We start from the raw sequence: 15850 nt of genomic DNA, 5'->3' as shown, positions 1-15850 counted from the left end.
CAGGGCCGCGCAACGCACATGAACAGCCTCGCCATCGATACCGCCAACGCCCACGCGCTGGGGATGATCCCCGAGAGCTGCGGGGCAGTGACTGTCGGCTGCACCGACGTCGCCGGCGTGGTGGAGGCGGTGATCGCCTCGTCGAGGACGCTTCGCTCGGAACACGAGGCGCTGGCTGAGACGGTGCGCGCACTCGAAGCCGACCAGACCAAGGTTGCCGAGGCCTCCGACGAGGCCCGCCTGCTGTCCGAACGCGCGATCGAGCGCCTGTCCGAAGGCACGGCGCTGATCCAGTCCTCGCTGGGCCAGATCGCCTCGCTGATCGAGCTGGTCGACACCCTCGGCCAGCACGTCACCAGCTTCTCCGCCGCGATGGAGCAGGTGCGCCGCTCCGCACAGGACATCGGCGAGATTGCCGAGACGACCAACATTCTAGCTCTCAACGCCACGATCGAGGCGATGCGCGCGGGCGACGCAGGCCGCACCTTCGCGGTGGTCGCAAGCGAAGTGAAGAGCCTCGCCAACGACACCCGCAAGGCGACCGAGGAAATCGCTCACACCATCGATGCCCTCGGCGGCGAGGCCGAGGTGGTGATCGGGCGGATCGAAGCAGGCTCCAAGGCCAGCGGCGAAGCCCGTGCGAGCGTCGCACGGATCGAGAGCACCATCGCCAATGTCGGCGCGCTGGTCGAGGAGGTCGACAAGCAGAACGACGTCATCGCCCGCTCGACCGGCACCATCAGCGGCCATGTCGACAAGGTCCAGCGCGTTCTGACCAGCTACGACGTCGCCTCGCGCATGAACGAGGATAAGCTCCACGGCGCCCACCGCAAGATGGAGGAGCTGGAAATCACCGCGAGCGAGATGTTCGACCGGATCGTCAAGGCCGGGCTCTCTCCGCAGGACAGCGTGATGGTGGAACGCGCGATTGCGAAGGCGCGCCGGATCGAGCAGGTCACCGAGGAGGGGCTGAAGAACGGCGAACTCACCACCGCGCAACTGTTCGATCAGGACTACTTGCCGGTCGCCGGCACCAATCCTCAGCTTTACCGGACGGGATTGAGCGACTGGGCGGACCTGACCTGGCGTCCGATGCTCGATGCACTTGTCGCGCGCGAGGCGAATGTGCGGATGTGCTCGGCGTCCGACACCAAGGGCTTTCTCCCCACCCACCTCACCGAACGCTCGCGCAAGCCGACCGGCGATCTGGCGCACGACACGCAATATTGCCGCAATGGCCGCATCCTGCTCGAAGGCGTCGATCTCGTCGCCAAGGCGAGCAACGCGCCCTACACGATGGCGGTCTATCGTCAGGAAGGCGACGGCCGCGCCTATGTGGTGGTGCGCAACGTCTACGTGCCGCTCCATTTCGGCGGGCGGCGCTGGGGCGATTTCGAGCTGGCCTACAGCTTCGACTGATCCGCCCGGAGCGGGGTCACTTCGCGGGCACCCGGATCGTCGTGCCCTTGTTTTCGTCCAGCAGACCGGCGGTGAACACCGGGCCGACATTACCCGGCAGGCCCAGCGCCTGCTGCGGCGTCGGCAGCTTGTCGAAGGGCGGGTAGACCTGCTCGGTCACACCGTCGGACTGCTTGACCAGAAAGCCTTTGGAGGGCTTCATCAGCGGCCCCGCATCATAGCCTGCAACCGCCAGACTGGTCCCCGTATCGCCGAGGGCGATGAGATAACCCTCCGTGCCGTCCTCGCGGCGGTAGATCCCGTATTGCGGCTGCGAGCCGGCGTCGCGGCACCACACGGGCTCCGGCGTTCCCGCGGGTTTGGCAGCGGCGGCATCGCCGATCTTCTCGTCGTTGATGCCCGCCAGAAGCCCGCCGATCATGATCGAGCCCATCATGTCGAGCTTCACCAGCTTGGCCTTCTTCCCCGGCTTCATCGGCGCGGCGCAATCGCGGATCTCGGCGAAGGCGGGGGCAGGGCGGGTGGCGGCGGGCAGCGTCACCGCGGCGATGAACTGCGTCATCCGCGCCTCGAGGGTCGCCGCATCGAGCGTCTTTGAGCTCATCCGCAGCTTCACCAGCCAGCCATCGTGGAGCCACAGCGCCAGCCCGCTCGAGGCGAGCTCGCCCTTGGTCGGCGTCACGATCCTGAGCCCGCTGTTCGTGCCCGCACCGCCCGGCGGGGTGAAGCGCGCGATGCTGACCGCGTTTACGTCGACCTCGCCCAGCATCGGGTTGGCGAACATTCCCGCCGCCGCACGGTCGCCCCACACCGCGACCGAGGCGGGCGCGGCGCGGTAGATGAAGAGGTCGGCCCAGGTCCCGCTTGCGGGATCGCGGAAAGCGATGCCGATGTTGTAGCCTTCCTTGTCATACTGCTTGCTGTCGCCGCGGGCGAAGCCGGCGACCTCGGTCGGGAGGGTCAGCCCGCTGCGGTCATGGCTCCAGGTCGCGGCCGGCCGGGCTATCGGGGCCTGTTCTTGCGCGACGAGCGGCGCGAAGGCCCCTGTTCCCGCGGCCACAGCCAAGGCCGCCAACGCGGCGAAGCGGTTGATTGCAAACATGATGACCCTCTCCCCTCGACCCCGCATTGTAGGCCGGGGCGTGTGTCAGGCAAGGGGTCGCGGGCGGAGAGCGAACGCTTGCCAACAGGCCTTGCCCGCGCTTTCGCAAAGTCCTAACCGTTAACTATTCGTGTTAACGAAAGGTGCGCGGTGCGGCGCTTGCGGCTCCATGGTCTGTGGGTGATGCCGGTCCTGGCGGCCTTGGTCGGCCTGTCCGCCTTGTTCGCGCCGGGAGCGTCCTCGCCGGTCAGCGCACCGGCGCAGGCGGCCGAGCCGCCTGCTGATCAGCCAGCGCCGCCGCCACCCCCGCCGAGCAAGACGGTGGGGCAGGTGCTCGAGAGCGGCGTCGTCATCACTGTCAGCCTGTCCTCGCAAAGGATGCACGTCTTCCGCGACGGGGTGCTGTGGCGCTCGAGCCCGGTGTCGACCGGCAAGAAGGGCAAGCGGACGCCGACCGGGGTCTTCGCGATCCTCCAGAAGAAGCGCTATCACCGCTCGAACCTCTACAGCAACGCGCCGATGCCGTGGATGCAGCGCCTGACATGGAGCGGGATCGCGATCCATGCAGGTCGTCTGCCGGGCTATCCCGCCTCGCACGGCTGCATCCGCCTGCCCGCTGCCTTCGCCGCAGAGCTGTTCAAGATCACGGGGCCGACCACGACGGCGGTGATCGTGACCGACGAACCGCTTGCCGATGGCGGCGCGGCACTGGCGCTGGCGCAGCGCAGCGATGCGGTGGTGCCGATCGCGCCCGCGCTGTTGCAACGCGAGCGCCCGGCGCTGGCGGCGGCCACGCCCGCGGCCACGCCCGCTGCCACGCCGGCAGCGCGCCTGCCCGCGGCGCGGATCATCCCGGCCGCCCCTGCGGTCGGTCAGCAGACGATCCAGCTCGCCGCCACGCTATCACCCGGCGAGGCAGCGGCACATTGGCAAACGCTCGCCGGGCAGCGGCCCGAGCTTAAGGGCATGCAAATGGCGGTCATCCCGGCGGTGGTGAACGGGAAGCAGTACTACCGCCTGCGTGCCTCGGCCCCCGATGCCCACGCGACCTGCAAGGCGCTCAAACGCGCCGGGGTCGCCTGCTTTCCGGTGATCTAGCCTCGCCCGGCGATCACTGCGCGGGCGGAGGGGGTGGCGGCTGCCGGGACCATTGTTCGAGTTCGGGATCAAGCGCGGCCCATTCGGGCGCGGCCTCGGTCCAGATGATCGCCTGCGGAGCAAGCCCGTGCGGCACATCGAGAAAGCCGAGGCGCACGGTCCTGAATTGCGGGCGGGCCGAGGTCTGCGCATAGGCCTGCGTTCCGCAACACGGGCAGAACCAGTAGGTCAGGCTGTTGCCCGAATCCGCCGTCCATCCGGCCGACTGCAATTCGCCTTTGAAGTGCACGGCATCGGCCGGGAAGATCGCGTTGTTGGTCGCGTTCCCGGCAGCGATATGCTGGCAGTGGCGGCACCAGCACTGGCGCACGGCCACCGGCTCTGCCTCGATCCGGAGCGTGACTGCCCCGCACCCGCAGCGGCCGGTATAGCCCACCGCCTCAGCTCGGATTGCGGCGGGCCATGAAGGCGAGGCGTTCGAACAGCATGATGTCCTGCTCGTTCTTCAGAAGCGCGCCGTGCAGCGGCGGGATCGCGCTGGCCGGGTTGGCGCTCTGGAGCACGTCCAAGGGCATGTCCTCGTTGAGCAGCAGCTTGAGCCAGTCGAGCAGCTCGCTGGTCGAGGGCTTCTTCTTGAGGCCCGGCACTTCGCGCAGGTCGTAGAAGATATCCATCGCCTTCTTCACCAGCGTCTTCTGGATGCCGGGGAAGTGGACGTCGATGATGTCCTGCATCGTCTCGCGGTCGGGGAACTTGATGTAGTGGAAGAAGCAGCGGCGCAGGAAGGCGTCGGGAAGCTCCTTCTCGTTGTTCGAGGTGATGACGACGATCGGGCGTTCCTTGGCGGCGATCCGCTCCTGCGTCTCGTAGACGTCGAAGCTCATGCGATCGAGCTCCTGCAGGAGGTCGTTCGGGAACTCGATGTCGGCCTTGTCGATCTCGTCGATCAGGAGGACGGGAAGCTGGGGCGAGGTGAAGGCCTCCCACAGCTTGCCCTTCTTGATGTAGTTGCGGATGTCGTGCACCCGCTCCTCGCCCAACTGGCCATCGCGCAGGCGGGCGACAGCGTCATATTCGTAGAGACCCTGCTGCGCCTTAGTGGTCGACTTGATGTTCCACTCGATCAGCGGCGCGCCCAGAGCTTTCGAGATTTCATGCGCCAGCACGGTCTTGCCGGTGCCGGGCTCGCCCTTGACCAGCAGCGGGCGGCGCAGGGTGACGGCGGCGTTGACGGCGACCTTGAGGTCTTCGGTCGCGATATAGGACTTGGTGCCTTCAAAACGCTGCTGCTGCTGGTCGGCCATGGGTTTTCCTGTGAGACTGAATTTCGGCTCGCAGCGATAAGCGGGGCCGTCGCAGCGCGCAAGAGGGGTGGGGGCTGGCAAATCAGCGAGGCAGGAGGAGGATGCGCTGGGCGATGGCCTCGAGCTTGCCCTCGTCCACGACGGCTTGCGGGTTGTTCCATCCGAGGGTCAGCACCCAGTCGCGGCCCGCCTTGTCGGTGAGCAGCCAGGTGAGGTTGAGCACCCCCGGCTCGCTCCCGCCCTTGAAGCCGATGTAGCGCCAGTTCGCCTTGATCGCGTCGGTCGCGGAAGGGTTGATCGCCATGATGGCGAACGCCTCGGGCGCGGCGGTCTTGCGCATGTGGGCGAAGAGCCGCGCAAGCTCGGCGGGCGAGGCGAACCACTCGATCTCGAGCGCCTTGGGGCCATTGCCGAATGCGGCGTTGACCTGATCGAGCGAGGGTTCCTCGGCGGCCAGCACAACCTCGAGCACGGCCCGTTCGGCGGGCTGGCCGTGGCTCCATTGGTCGAGCGTCTCACGGCTCATGGTCTTCAGAACAAACAGCTCGCGCGTGGTCAGGAACGGATCGTTCGCCCCGGGATCGCTGTGCCCGCTGTCACGCATCAGCGTGAGGATCCGCTCCTTCCCCAGCACCCTGATCAGCTGGTCGGTCGCGGTGTTGTCGCTGATCGCAATCATCAGGCTGGCGAGCGAGTGGAGCGTCACCGGCGCGCCCTTGGGCCAGTCCTGCAACTGCCCGCTGGGGTAGCTCCTTTCCGTTAGCGGCACGACGTCGGTCCACTTGCGCCTGCCCGCCTTCACATCCTCGGCAAGCGCCGCGAGGACGTAGAGCTTGACCGCCGATCCCAGCGCGAGCGGTGTATCGGCATTGCGGCTGATGACCGGCGCGCCGCCAAGCGGGCCGAACCACGCGTTGACGCTGCCCGGCAAGGCGGCGAGGTCGGCGGCGATCTTCTCCGGCGTGTCGCCTGCCACCGCAAGCGAATCGACCGAGGTGAAGCGCAACTCGTTGATGCGGTTGTTCTCGGCCGGGTCGAGCGCGATGCCGCCCTTGGCGATCCCGCGCTCGAAGCGGATTTCGAGCGCGGCGCGGGTGCCATCGCGCGGGGCGAGCAGGCTGACTTCGAGCGCGCGGCCGAATTGCGCGGTGAGATTGGCTGAGAGCGTCCTGATCTGCGCATCGGCAATCGCCGCGCGGAAGCCTGCGGTGAAGATCTCCTCGGGCTGCACCTCGCCGTTGAGCAGCTCCACCACCTGAAGGCTCCGCGCTTCGAGCGCGGTCGGCTCGGCGGGCTGGGCTTGTGCTGCTGGCGTCTGGGCAACCGAAGGGCAGGCCGCCAGAGCGCCGACCGCCAAGGCGATTGCGTGAAAGACAGGGGACTTCATCGGCACTCTCCTCGCCCGCGCCGGGGGATGCGGGCGGGTGACACGTCGCACGCATTGCGCCACAATTCCATAGCTCTGGCCGCTGGAGACCGATCATGCCGACCGAAACGCTCGCCTTTCCGACCTCCGCGGGCCACAGCCTCGAGGGCGCGCTCGAACTGCCCACGGGCCTCGTGCGCGGGGCGGCGCTGTTTGCGCATTGCTTCACCTGCACCAAGCAGAGCCGCGCCGCAGTCGCCGTCAGCCGCGCGCTGGCGCGGCAGGGGATCGCGTGCCTGAGGTTCGATTTCACCGGCCTTGGCGGCAGCGAGGGAGAGTTCGGGCGCGCCGGCTTCGCCACCGACATGGCCGATCTGGTCGCCGCGGCCGAGGCGCTCGCCGCGCGCTTCGATGGCCCGCTGCTGCTGGTCGGCCACAGCCTCGGCGGCGCGGCGGTGCTGGCGGCGGCTGCGTTGCTGGGAGAGGAGAAGGTCGCGGCCATCGCCACCATCGGTGCGCCGTCCGACGTGCCGCATGTGCTCCACGTAATCGAGGGCGACCACGACGCGATCCGGCGCGACGGGGCGGGCCCGGTGCGGATCGGCGGGCAGGCCTTCACGCTAAGCCGCTCGTTCCTCGATGCGGCAGCCGAAGTCGATCTGCTGGAAGTGGTCAGGACGCTGCGGCTTCCCTACCTGTGCCTCCATTCGCCCACCGACGCTATCGTCGGAATCGAGCACGCCGCCGCGCTGTTCGAGGCCGCCTTCCACCCCAAGAGCTTCGTCAGCCTCGCGGGCGCCGATCACCTGCTGACCAAGGCCGAGGACGCCCAATTCGCCGCGACCATGATCGCGGGCTGGGCGGGGCGCTATCTGCCGATGCGCTCCGACTGGCCGATGCCCGAGGAGGGCGTGGTGGTGCAGACCGGCCACGGCAAGTTCGGCACCGAGGTCCACACCGCCCACCACCGCTTCATCGCCGACGAGCCGCGCTCATACGGCGGGGACGAGAGCGGCCCGACACCCTACGACCTGCTGCTCGCCGCGCTCGGCACCTGCACGGCGATGACGATGAAGCTGTATGCCGACCAGAAGGGCTGGCCGTTCGCGGGCGCGCGCATTCACCTGACCCACGAGCGGGGCCACGCCGAGGACATGATGCATGCGCTCGAACCGGGCGAGCAGGCGCAGGCGCTCCATCGCGTCATCACGCTGCTTGGCGATGCGCTGACCGCCGAGCAGCGCGAGAAGATCATCGCGATCGCCGACAAGTGCCCCGTGCACCGCACGCTCGAGGGGCATCTCCACATCCACACAAGCGTCGCCGACTAGCGAATTTCCCCGAGGCTCTGCGCTCTGCCGGTGGACTTGCGTGGCCTCGCGCGGCAGACGCTGGGCTATGGGGCTCGACAGTATCCGCAAGGCAGAATGGCTCGAGCCCGGGCGGGTGCGCGGCTATCTGCTGCTGCTCGCGCTGGTGAATGCCGGGGCGGTGGCCTACCTGCTTGCGACCCAGAAGAGCGGGGTGGATGCCAACGGCTTCCTGATCGGCACCGATTTCATCAGCTTCTGGACTTCGGGACGGATGCTGCTCTCGGCCGCGAATGTCTACGACACGGCCGCGCATGTCGCCGCACAGCGCGAATTCTACGCGATGCCGGGCGAGTATACCGCATTCTTCTACCCGCCCAATTTCCTGCCCTTTGTCTGGCCGCTGGGCCTGCTGCCCTATTTCCCCGCACTAGCAGGCTGGCTGGCGGTGACAGGGGCGGCGTTCCTCGCGGCGATCCGGGCGTGGTTCCGCGCGCTCGGGCTCAAGGGCCCCGCGCTGGTGCTGATTGCGGCCTTCCCGCCGGTGTTCGTGACGCTGACCCACGGACAGACCTCCTTTCTGGTGGCGGCGCTGCTCGGGGGCGGGCTGCTGCTGGTCGAGCGGCGGCCGTGGCTGGCGGGCGTGCTCATCGGGCTGGCCACGATCAAGCCGCAGTTCGGCCTCCTCGTCCCCCTCGCGTTGCTGGCGAGCGGGCAGTGGCGCACGATCGCCGGAGCCGCCGCCGCAGCCATGGCGCTCGCCGCGCTGGCGAGCCTCGCCTTCGGGGCGCAGGTCTGGGCCGATTGGCTCGCTATCACCCGCACCGCGAGCACGGCGACGGCTGACGGCAATATCGGCTTCGCCAAGATGGTGAGCGTGTTTGCAGGCCTCAGCCTTGTCGGCGTGCCCGCCGTGGCGGCGATGGCGGTGCAAGGCGCGGTGTCGCTGGCGCTGGGGGCGGCGGTGGTCCTGGCGAGCTGGCGGCGCGCTTTCACGCCGGGGCTCGCCGCGCTGGTCCTTGCCGGAGCCCCGCTCGCGACGCCTTTCGTGCTCGATTACGACATGGTGCTGACCGCTTTCCCACTCGCCTACCTCTTTTCGCGGGCGCGATCGGAGGGCTTCGCGGATTGGGAGCGCATCACAATCGCAGCAGTCTTTGCAGGGGCGGCTTTCGCGCGGCCGCTGGCGCTTAATTTCGGCGTGCCGATCATGCCGCTGCTGCTGGCGGCGCTGTTCGTGCTGGTCTTCCGCCGGGTGCGGCGCGAGGCGGTCTAGCTTCGCGCTGCCGCACCAAGGCAGACGAACCCGAGTTGCAGCGCGAGCATCGTCGCGGTTGCGAGGCGCCATCCGGTGCCCGCCGCCTTCATCCCGCGGTCCCACGTCCACGCGCCCAGCACGCCGGTCGCAGCTGTGGCGAGCACGATCGTGACCCACGCGGGCTTGGCCAGCAGCACGACGAACAGGAACGTCAGCATCACTGCCTGCAGCAGGAAGGCCGCGGTGAACCACGCGATCGGCACCGGGCGGTAGGCGGCGTCGGGCATGTGCCAGTCGGGCAGCGCGCTGTCGGGCCGGGCGATGCGGCGATCACCGGCCATGATGTCCTCCTGCTCGGGATCAGGCATCGATCAGGTCGCGGTCCACGTCGCTCGCGCGGTTCTGGATGAAGTTGAAGCGGTGCTCGGGATTGCGGCCCATAAGCTCGTCGACGAGCCGCGCCACGCCCGCGCGGTCCTCAAATTCCTGCGGCAGGGTGATGCGGATCAGCCCGCGCGTCTCGGGCGCCATCGTGGTCTCGCGCAGCTGCTGCGGGTTCATTTCGCCGAGGCCCTTGAAGCGCGCGACTTCGACCTTTTTGCCCTTGAACACCGTCGCCTCGAGCTCCGCGCGGTGCGCATCGTCGCGGGCGTAGCGACTCTCCTTGCCCGCCGTGAGCCGGTAGAGCGGGGGCTGGGCGAGGAACAGGTGGCCCCTGCGGACGATGTCGGGCATTTCCTGGAAGAAGAAGGTCATAAGTAGGGTCGCGATATGCGCGCCGTCGACGTCGGCGTCGGTCATGATAATGACGCGGTCATAGCGCAGATTGTCCGCGTTGCAGTCCTTGCGGGTGCCGCAGCCCAGCGCGAGCGCGAGGTCGGCGATCTCCGAATTGGCGCGGATCTTGTCGGCGGTGGCGCTGGCGACGTTGAGGATCTTGCCGCGGATCGGCAGGATCGCCTGGCTTTTGCGGTCGCGAGCCTGCTTGGCGCTGCCGCCCGCCGAATCGCCTTCGACGATGAACAATTCGGTCTCGCGCCCGCCTTCGCCCGAACAATCGGTAAGCTTGCCGGGCAGGCGCAGCTTCTTGGCATTGGTGGCGGTCTTGCGCTTGATCTCACGCTCGGCCTTGCGCTTGAGGCGCTCGTCCATGCGCTCCATCACTTCGCCCAGCAGTGCCTTTCCGCGCTCTATGTTGTCGGTGAGGAAGTGGTCGAAATGGTCGCGCACCGCGTTCTCGACCAAGCGCGCGGCCTCGGGCGAGGTGAGGCGGTCCTTGGTCTGGGACTGGAATTGCGGATCGCGGATGAAGACCGAGAGCATCACCTCGCAGCCGGTCATGACGTCGTCGGCGGTGATGTCCTTGGCCTTCTTCTGGCCGACCAACTCGCCAAAAGCGCGAAGCCCGCGGGTCAATGCGGTGCGCAGGCCCTGTTCATGCGTGCCGCCATCGGGCGTTGGCACGGTGTTGCAATACCAGCTCGTCGAGCCGTCCGAATAGAGCGGCCACGCCAGCGCCCATTCGACCCGGCCCTGTCCGATGCCGTCGACTGCGGGGAATTCCTGCGAGCCCGTGAATGGCTGCGCGGTGACGCATTCGCGCGTGCCGATCTGTTCGGCCAAGTGATCGGCGAGCCCGCCGGGGAACTTGAACACCGCCTCGGCCGGGACGTCCTCGGACGCGAGAGAGGGCGCGCATTTCCAGCGGATTTCGACGCCCGCGAAGAGATAGGCCTTGGAGCGGGCGAGCTTGAACAGGCGCTTGGGGTTGAAGCCGCGATCGCCGAAAATCTCAGTGTCGGGGACGAAGCTGACCGCGGTGCCGCGCCGGTTGGGTGCCGCGCCCAGCAACTGAAGCGGCCCTTGCGTGACCCCGCGCGAGAATTCCTGCGCGTAGAGCTGCTTGTCGCGCGCCACTTCGACCCGGGTATAGGACGAGAGCGCATTGACCACGCTCACGCCGACGCCGTGCAGGCCGCCGCTGGTGGCATAGGCCTTGCCGGAGAACTTGCCGCCCGAATGCAGGGTGGACAGGATCACCTCCAGCGTCGATTTGCCCGGAAACTTGGGGTGTTCGTCGACCGGCATCCCGCGCCCGTTGTCGGTGATTGTCAGCCGGTTGCCTTCGTCGAGCCTGACCTCGATCCGCGTCGCATGGCCTGCGACCGCCTCGTCCATCGAATTGTCAAGCACCTCGGCGGCGAGGTGATGGTAGGATCGGTCATCCGTGCCGCCGATATACATGCCGGGGCGGCGGCGGACGGGCTCGAGCCCTTCGAGCACCTCGATCGCTGAGGCGTTGTAATCGCCGCTCGAGGTCGGCGTGTTGGCGAAGAGGTCGTCGGGGGTGGGATCGGACATGCCCGCGGTTATAGGGCCGCGCGCGCCTGCCTCAAGCCACCCCTAGGCGTTATACGCACTCACTTGCCGAAGCCGGTCGGTGCCGGATCGACCGCGGCGACTTCGCCGCCCTTGACCTCGCGCACCTCGAGCGCCCGCTCGACCACGCCGTTGCGGGCGAAGCGGAACGCCCCGTCGACGCCGAGGAAGCCGCCCTTGTCGTAGAGCTGCTCGCGCGGGAAGGGCGTGCCCACCTTCCAGTCGCGCGCGACGCGCAAGGTCAGAAGCACCGCGTCATAGCCGAGGGTCGCGACGCGGAACGGCTGGCCGCCGAAGCGCTGCGCGTAGCTGTCGGCAAAGCGGCGGAAGCGCTGGTCGGAGACGGCCGAGAACAGCGCGCCTTCGAGCGACGGAGTGCGGGCGAGCACCGCCTCGCCGCTCCACAACTCGGTGCCGAGAATGCGGGTGCGATTGCGCGCGGACTTGTTGAGTTCCCCCGCCGCATCGACCCCGAGCCGTGCCGAATCCGCGATCAGCACGGTGTCATAGCCGCCTGCTGCACGCAGCCGGGCCGCGGCGCTGACGATCGAGGTATTGCCGCGGGCATAGCCCTCCTTGCGCACCAGCGAGCCGCCATAATCGCGCAGTGCGTTCTCGAGCGAGAAGACTGCGCGGGTGCCATAGTCGCCCTCGGGCGCGAGCACCGCGAAGCGCGCGGCGCCGCGGCTGCGCGCGAACTGGACCGAGCGGCGGATCGACTGTTCGGGCAGGTGGCCGATCACGAAGACGTCCGCCGCTGCCACGCTCGCGTCATTGGCGAAGGCGATCACCGGTACGCCAGCGGGACGCGCGGCGGCCTGCACCTGCGGGACGGCATCGGCGGTGAGCGGGCCGAGGATAAGCTTGTTGCCGTCGGCAATCGCCTTTCTCGCCGCAGTCGTGACGCCTTCCGAGGTGTCATAGGTGGTGATGCGCAGGTTATCCGCGCCGGTATCGAGCAGCGCCATGGTGGTCGCATTTGCGATTGCCTGGCCAACCGGAGCCGTATCGCCCGTGAGCGGCACGAGCAGCGCGATGCGGTGGCGGCCGGTATCGGTGGGGAGCGCGGTCGCCGAAGGCTCGGGCGTGGGCGCGGGGGGCGGGGCGGTGGCGACATCGGTCTTGGGCACCACCGCGCAGGCGCTCGCCAGCAGCGCGGCGCCTGCAACCGCGAGGTTGCGCGCGCGCCAGCCCCGCGCCGCCGAGGCAAACGATCCGGCCCAATTCGGACGTCTCCAGAGCTTCATTCTTGCCGACCCCTCAGTCGTGCGCCATGGACTGGATCCGTGAGACCCGAGGCGCTTCCATCCCTTCCCGCGTGGGAACCCGTAAGCGGGCTGTATATCCTTGCCACCCCGATTGGCAATCTCGGCGACATCACCTTGCGCGCGCTGGCCGTGTTGCAGGGGGCAAGTCTGATCGCCTGCGAGGACACGCGGGTTACAGGCAAGCTCCTGAAACACTACGGAATCAAGGCAAGGCTCCAGCGATTGGACGATCACGCCGGGCCCGAAACCCGCGCGCGGGTGATCGACGAGGCGAGGCAGGCGGCGGTTGTGCTGGTGTCGGATGCGGGCACGCCGCTGATCTCCGATCCCGGCTACCGTCTGGTGCGCGAGGCACGCGCGGCGGGTGTGATGGTCACCAGCATTCCGGGGCCCTGCGCGGCGGTCTCCGCGCTCGCGATGGCGGGATTGCCGAGCGACCGCTTTCTGTTTGCGGGCTTCCTGCCGGTAAAGGAGAAGGCGCGGGCACAGGCTCTCGAGGATCTGGCGGGGGTCGCAGCGACCTTGGTCTTCTACGAAACCGCCCCGCGGCTCGAGAAATCGCTGCTCGCCATCGCCGAACTGTGGCCGGAACGCGAGGTCGCCGTGGCGCGCGAACTCACCAAGCTGCACGAGGAATGCCGCACCGGTACCGCTGCGGCGCTCGCCGCTCACTACGCCGCGCACCCGCCCAAGGGCGAGATCGTCTTGCTGGTCGGCCCGCCCTCGCAGAGCGAGGCCCCGGTGCTCGATACCGACACACTGCTGCGCGCGGCGCTGGCGGAGGCAGGGCCGGGGAAGGCGGCGGGCGTCGTGGCCAAGGCGACCGGCATCGACCGCGCCACGCTCTACGCCCGCGCGCTGGAGCTGAAGGGCGAATGAGCACGCCCCGCACTCCCGAGCAGCGCCACGAGGCCGACCAACGCGGCCGCCACGGTGAAGCCGAGGCTGCCATGTGGCTCGCCCAACAAGGCTGGCGGATTGTCGCCGAACGGGTCAAGACCAAGGCGGGCGAGATCGACCTTATCGCCAAGCGCACGGGCCTCGTCGCATTCGTCGAGGTCAAGTGGCGCGCCCGCGCCGCCGCGCTCGCCGACGCGATTGACGAACGCCGCCTCTCGCGGGTCGCAGCGGCGGTGGAGATGGTATGGCAGGACTATGCCACCGACGGCGAGGACATCCGCATCGACGTCATCCTGCTTGCGCCCGGCCGCAAGCCCACCCACATCGAAAATGCCTGGATGCCTTTCGACTGACACCCCCGGAGTTCCCCATGAGTTTGCGCATTGCGGTCCAGATGGACCCCCTCGACAGCATAAAGATCGCCGGCGACAGCTCCTTTGCGCTGATGCTGGCGGCACAGGCGCGCGGCTACACGGTCTATGAATACCACGTCGAAAGCCTGACGCTCGACGAGGAGGATCGCCTCTTCGCTCACGCCTTCCCGGTGACGGTGCAGCGGGTCGAGGGTGACCATTTCACGCGCGGAGAGCAGGTGCGTCTCGATCTCGGCAAGGATGTCGATGTCGTGCTGATGCGGCAGGATCCACCGTTCCACATGGGCTACATCACCGCCACCCACCTGCTCGAGCGGATCGGACACGAGACGCTGGTGGTCAATGACCCGGCGAACGTCCGCAACTCCCCGGAAAAGGTGATGGTGCTGAACTACCGCCGCTTCATGCCCCCGACGCTTGTCACGCGGTCGGTGGACGAGGTGCGCCGCTTCATGGCGAAGCACGGCGCGATCGTAGTCAAGCCGATCCACGGCAACGGCGGCAAGGCGATCTTCCGCCTCGGCGAGAACGGCGAGAACCTCACCGCGCTGTTCGAGGTGTTCAACCAGACCTGGCCCGAGCCGCACATGGTCCAGCCCTTCCTCCCCGAGGTCACCAAGGGCGACAAGCGGATCGTGCTGGTCGACGGCGAGGTCGCAGGCGCGATCAACCGGGTGCCTGGGGAGGGCGAATTCCGGTCGAACCTCGCCATGGGCGGCTCCGCGCAGCCGACCGAGCTTACGCCGCGCGAGCAGGAAATCTGCGCCGCGCTCGGCCCTGACCTCAAGCGGCTCGGCCTCACCTTCGTCGGGATCGACGTCATCGGCGGACACTGGCTGACCGAGATCAATGTGACCTCGCCCACCGGCATCGTCGCCATCGACCGCTTCAACGGCACCGATACGGCAGGCATGATCTGGGACGCGATCGAGCGCCGGGTTGCGGGCATGAAGGCTGGGTGATAGCTCCTCCCGTAGCACATGCTACAGGAGTCGCGTCCCCATGCCTGACAAGCTCGCCACCGTCCACCGCGTCATCTCTGCGATTGCCGCCAAGGATTACGACAAGGCGCTGCCCTTCTTCACCGAGGACTGCGAATACACCAACCTGCCGATGGGTAGCGTCATTGGGCCTGAAGGCGTGCGCGCGGTGCTCGAGCCGTTTTTTGCACCCACCATCGAAAACGAGCTTGTCGTGCTGCGCTCGGCGGTCGAGGGCGATGCGGTGTTTACCGAACGCCTCGACCGGCACCGTCTGCCGCGCGGATGGGTCGAATTGCCGGTGACCGGCGTCTTCGTCTTCCGCGAGCGCAAGATTGCGGTATGGCGCGAATATTTCGACCTTGGCACCTTGCTGCGGCAGTGGCCGGAGCTGGCGCCCGCGCCCGGCTGACGGCGGCTCGCATCGCCCGATCGGGGTCAGCCAGCCGACCGAAAGGACTGATTCAAGCCCCATGACCGGCTTCCTGCTCGATCTGCTCAACCGGGGCGGCTACCTCGGCATCTTTCTGCTGATGGCGGCCGAGAACGTCTTCCCGCCGATCCCGTCCGAAGTGATCATGGGCGGTGCAGGCGTGCTGGTGGCGCGCGGAGAGATGGACTTCTGGCTGGTCTGGATCATCGCCACCGCCGGGACGCTTGCGGGAAACCTTTTCTGGTTCTGGATCGGGGTGCGCTGGAGCGAGGCGCGGCTCAAGCGCGCCATCGGCCGCTGGGGCCGATGGCTGACCTTCGAATGGGACGATTTCACCCGCGCGCGCAATTTCTTCCGCAAGTATGGCGACGGGATCGTCTTCGCGGTGCGCTTTTCGCCGGTGCTGCGCACCATCGTCTCGCTGCCTGCTGGACTTGCGCACATGAAGCTGTGGCGTTTCTGCCTGTTCACGTTCCTCGGTTCGGCGATCTGGAACGGTGTCCTGCTGTTCGGCGGCCGCGCGCTTGCGCCGCTGGTCGAGCGGTTCGAGGAAGTGGCGGGCTGGAGCGTGTTGGCGCTCGTGCTCGTGGGGGTGGTGTTCTACATCTACCGTGTGGCGACGTGGAAGCCGGCATCCGCGCACGAGGCCGAGGACTGAC

General features: G+C 67.9%; 16 protein-coding genes. 9 read left to right on the top strand and 7 right to left on the bottom strand.

The annotated features are described in order from the left end of the window. Nucleotides 1-18: 18 nt before the first annotated feature. Complete coding sequence (locus PFX90_RS02125) at nt 19-1419, top strand: methyl-accepting chemotaxis protein (RefSeq protein WP_285710003.1); 1401 nt, start codon at nt 19-21, stop codon at nt 1417-1419. Between the two features lie 16 nt (nt 1420-1435). Here PFX90_RS02125 and PFX90_RS02120 read toward each other — a convergent pair whose 3' ends face one another. Then, nucleotides 1436-2521: a hypothetical protein gene (locus PFX90_RS02120; RefSeq protein ID WP_285710001.1), complete on the bottom strand. Its 1086-nt coding sequence runs from the start codon at nt 2519-2521 to the stop codon at nt 1436-1438. A 183-nt stretch (nt 2522-2704) separates the two neighbouring features. On the opposite strand from PFX90_RS02120, the gene PFX90_RS02115 reads away from it, so the two are divergent. Next, complete coding sequence (locus tag PFX90_RS02115; protein WP_285709999.1) at nt 2705-3619, top strand: L,D-transpeptidase family protein; 915 nt, start codon at nt 2705-2707, stop codon at nt 3617-3619. A 13-nt stretch (nt 3620-3632) separates the two neighbouring features. Here PFX90_RS02115 and PFX90_RS02110 read toward each other — a convergent pair whose 3' ends face one another. From PFX90_RS02110 to PFX90_RS02100, 3 genes are all read right to left on the bottom strand, one after another. Then, nucleotides 3633-4055 carry a GFA family protein gene (locus PFX90_RS02110; protein ID WP_285709996.1) on the bottom strand — a complete coding sequence of 141 codons (423 nt, stop codon included), beginning with the start codon at nt 4053-4055 and terminating at the stop codon, nt 3633-3635. Between the two features lie 4 nt (nt 4056-4059). Next, nucleotides 4060-4923, bottom strand: coding sequence for an AAA family ATPase (locus tag PFX90_RS02105; protein WP_285709993.1), 864 nt, complete (start codon nt 4921-4923; stop codon nt 4060-4062). An 82-nt stretch (nt 4924-5005) separates the two neighbouring features. Next, complete coding sequence (locus tag PFX90_RS02100) at nt 5006-6310, bottom strand: serine hydrolase (protein WP_285709991.1); 1305 nt, start codon at nt 6308-6310, stop codon at nt 5006-5008. 95 nt (nt 6311-6405) lie between these two features. Between PFX90_RS02100 and PFX90_RS02095 the strand changes: the two genes are divergently transcribed. Together PFX90_RS02095 and PFX90_RS02090 are read left to right on the top strand one after the other, a co-directional pair. Continuing rightward, nucleotides 6406-7620 (top strand): bifunctional alpha/beta hydrolase/OsmC family protein, encoded by a 1215-nt coding sequence (locus PFX90_RS02095; RefSeq protein WP_285709988.1) that lies wholly within the window; start codon nt 6406-6408, stop codon nt 7618-7620. Nucleotides 7621-7687: 67 nt separating this feature from the next. Further along, the gene (locus PFX90_RS02090; RefSeq protein ID WP_285709986.1) at nt 7688-8875 is read left to right on the top strand and encodes a glycosyltransferase family 87 protein; all 1188 of its coding nucleotides are present in this window, start codon (nt 7688-7690) and stop codon (nt 8873-8875) included. Here the strand turns inward: PFX90_RS02090 and PFX90_RS02085 are convergent. Genes PFX90_RS02085 through PFX90_RS02075 form a run of 3 tightly spaced genes read right to left on the bottom strand, consistent with a single transcriptional unit; the run spans nt 8872 to nt 12483 of the window. Then, complete coding sequence (locus PFX90_RS02085; RefSeq protein ID WP_285709984.1) at nt 8872-9225, bottom strand: hypothetical protein; 354 nt, start codon at nt 9223-9225, stop codon at nt 8872-8874. The two genes, PFX90_RS02090 and PFX90_RS02085, sit on opposite strands and share 4 nt — an antisense overlap. Continuing rightward, the gene (gene parE, locus PFX90_RS02080; RefSeq protein WP_285709982.1) at nt 9218-11218 is read right to left on the bottom strand and encodes a DNA topoisomerase IV subunit B; all 2001 of its coding nucleotides are present in this window, start codon (nt 11216-11218) and stop codon (nt 9218-9220) included. The genes PFX90_RS02085 and parE overlap by 8 nt, the downstream gene beginning before the upstream one ends. A gap of 59 nt (nt 11219-11277) precedes the next feature. Next, complete coding sequence (locus PFX90_RS02075; protein WP_285709979.1) at nt 11278-12483, bottom strand: penicillin-binding protein activator; 1206 nt, start codon at nt 12481-12483, stop codon at nt 11278-11280. 39 nt (nt 12484-12522) lie between these two features. On the opposite strand from PFX90_RS02075, the gene rsmI reads away from it, so the two are divergent. The 5 genes from rsmI (at nt 12523) to PFX90_RS02050 (ending at nt 15849) form a co-directional block, all read left to right on the top strand. Then, nucleotides 12523-13383 (top strand): 16S rRNA (cytidine(1402)-2'-O)-methyltransferase, encoded by an 861-nt coding sequence (rsmI, locus tag PFX90_RS02070; protein ID WP_285709978.1) that lies wholly within the window; start codon nt 12523-12525, stop codon nt 13381-13383. After that, nucleotides 13380-13757, top strand: coding sequence for a YraN family protein (locus PFX90_RS02065; protein ID WP_285709976.1), 378 nt, complete (start codon nt 13380-13382; stop codon nt 13755-13757). The genes rsmI and PFX90_RS02065 overlap by 4 nt, the downstream gene beginning before the upstream one ends. Before the next feature lie 17 nt (nt 13758-13774). After that, nucleotides 13775-14740 carry a glutathione synthase gene (gene gshB, locus PFX90_RS02060; RefSeq protein WP_285709974.1) on the top strand — a complete coding sequence of 322 codons (966 nt, stop codon included), beginning with the start codon at nt 13775-13777 and terminating at the stop codon, nt 14738-14740. A gap of 40 nt (nt 14741-14780) precedes the next feature. Next, nucleotides 14781-15170 (top strand): limonene-1,2-epoxide hydrolase family protein, encoded by a 390-nt coding sequence (locus tag PFX90_RS02055; RefSeq protein WP_285709972.1) that lies wholly within the window; start codon nt 14781-14783, stop codon nt 15168-15170. Between the two features lie 61 nt (nt 15171-15231). Beyond that, complete coding sequence (locus PFX90_RS02050) at nt 15232-15849, top strand: DedA family protein (protein ID WP_285709969.1); 618 nt, start codon at nt 15232-15234, stop codon at nt 15847-15849. Nucleotide 15850: the final 1 nt, after the last annotated feature.

This window comes from Erythrobacter oryzae (genome assembly GCF_030271515.1).
GTDB classification, from domain to species: Bacteria; Pseudomonadota; Alphaproteobacteria; order Sphingomonadales; family Sphingomonadaceae; genus Erythrobacter; species Erythrobacter oryzae.
This window is presented reverse-complemented; position numbering and strand designations above follow the sequence as displayed.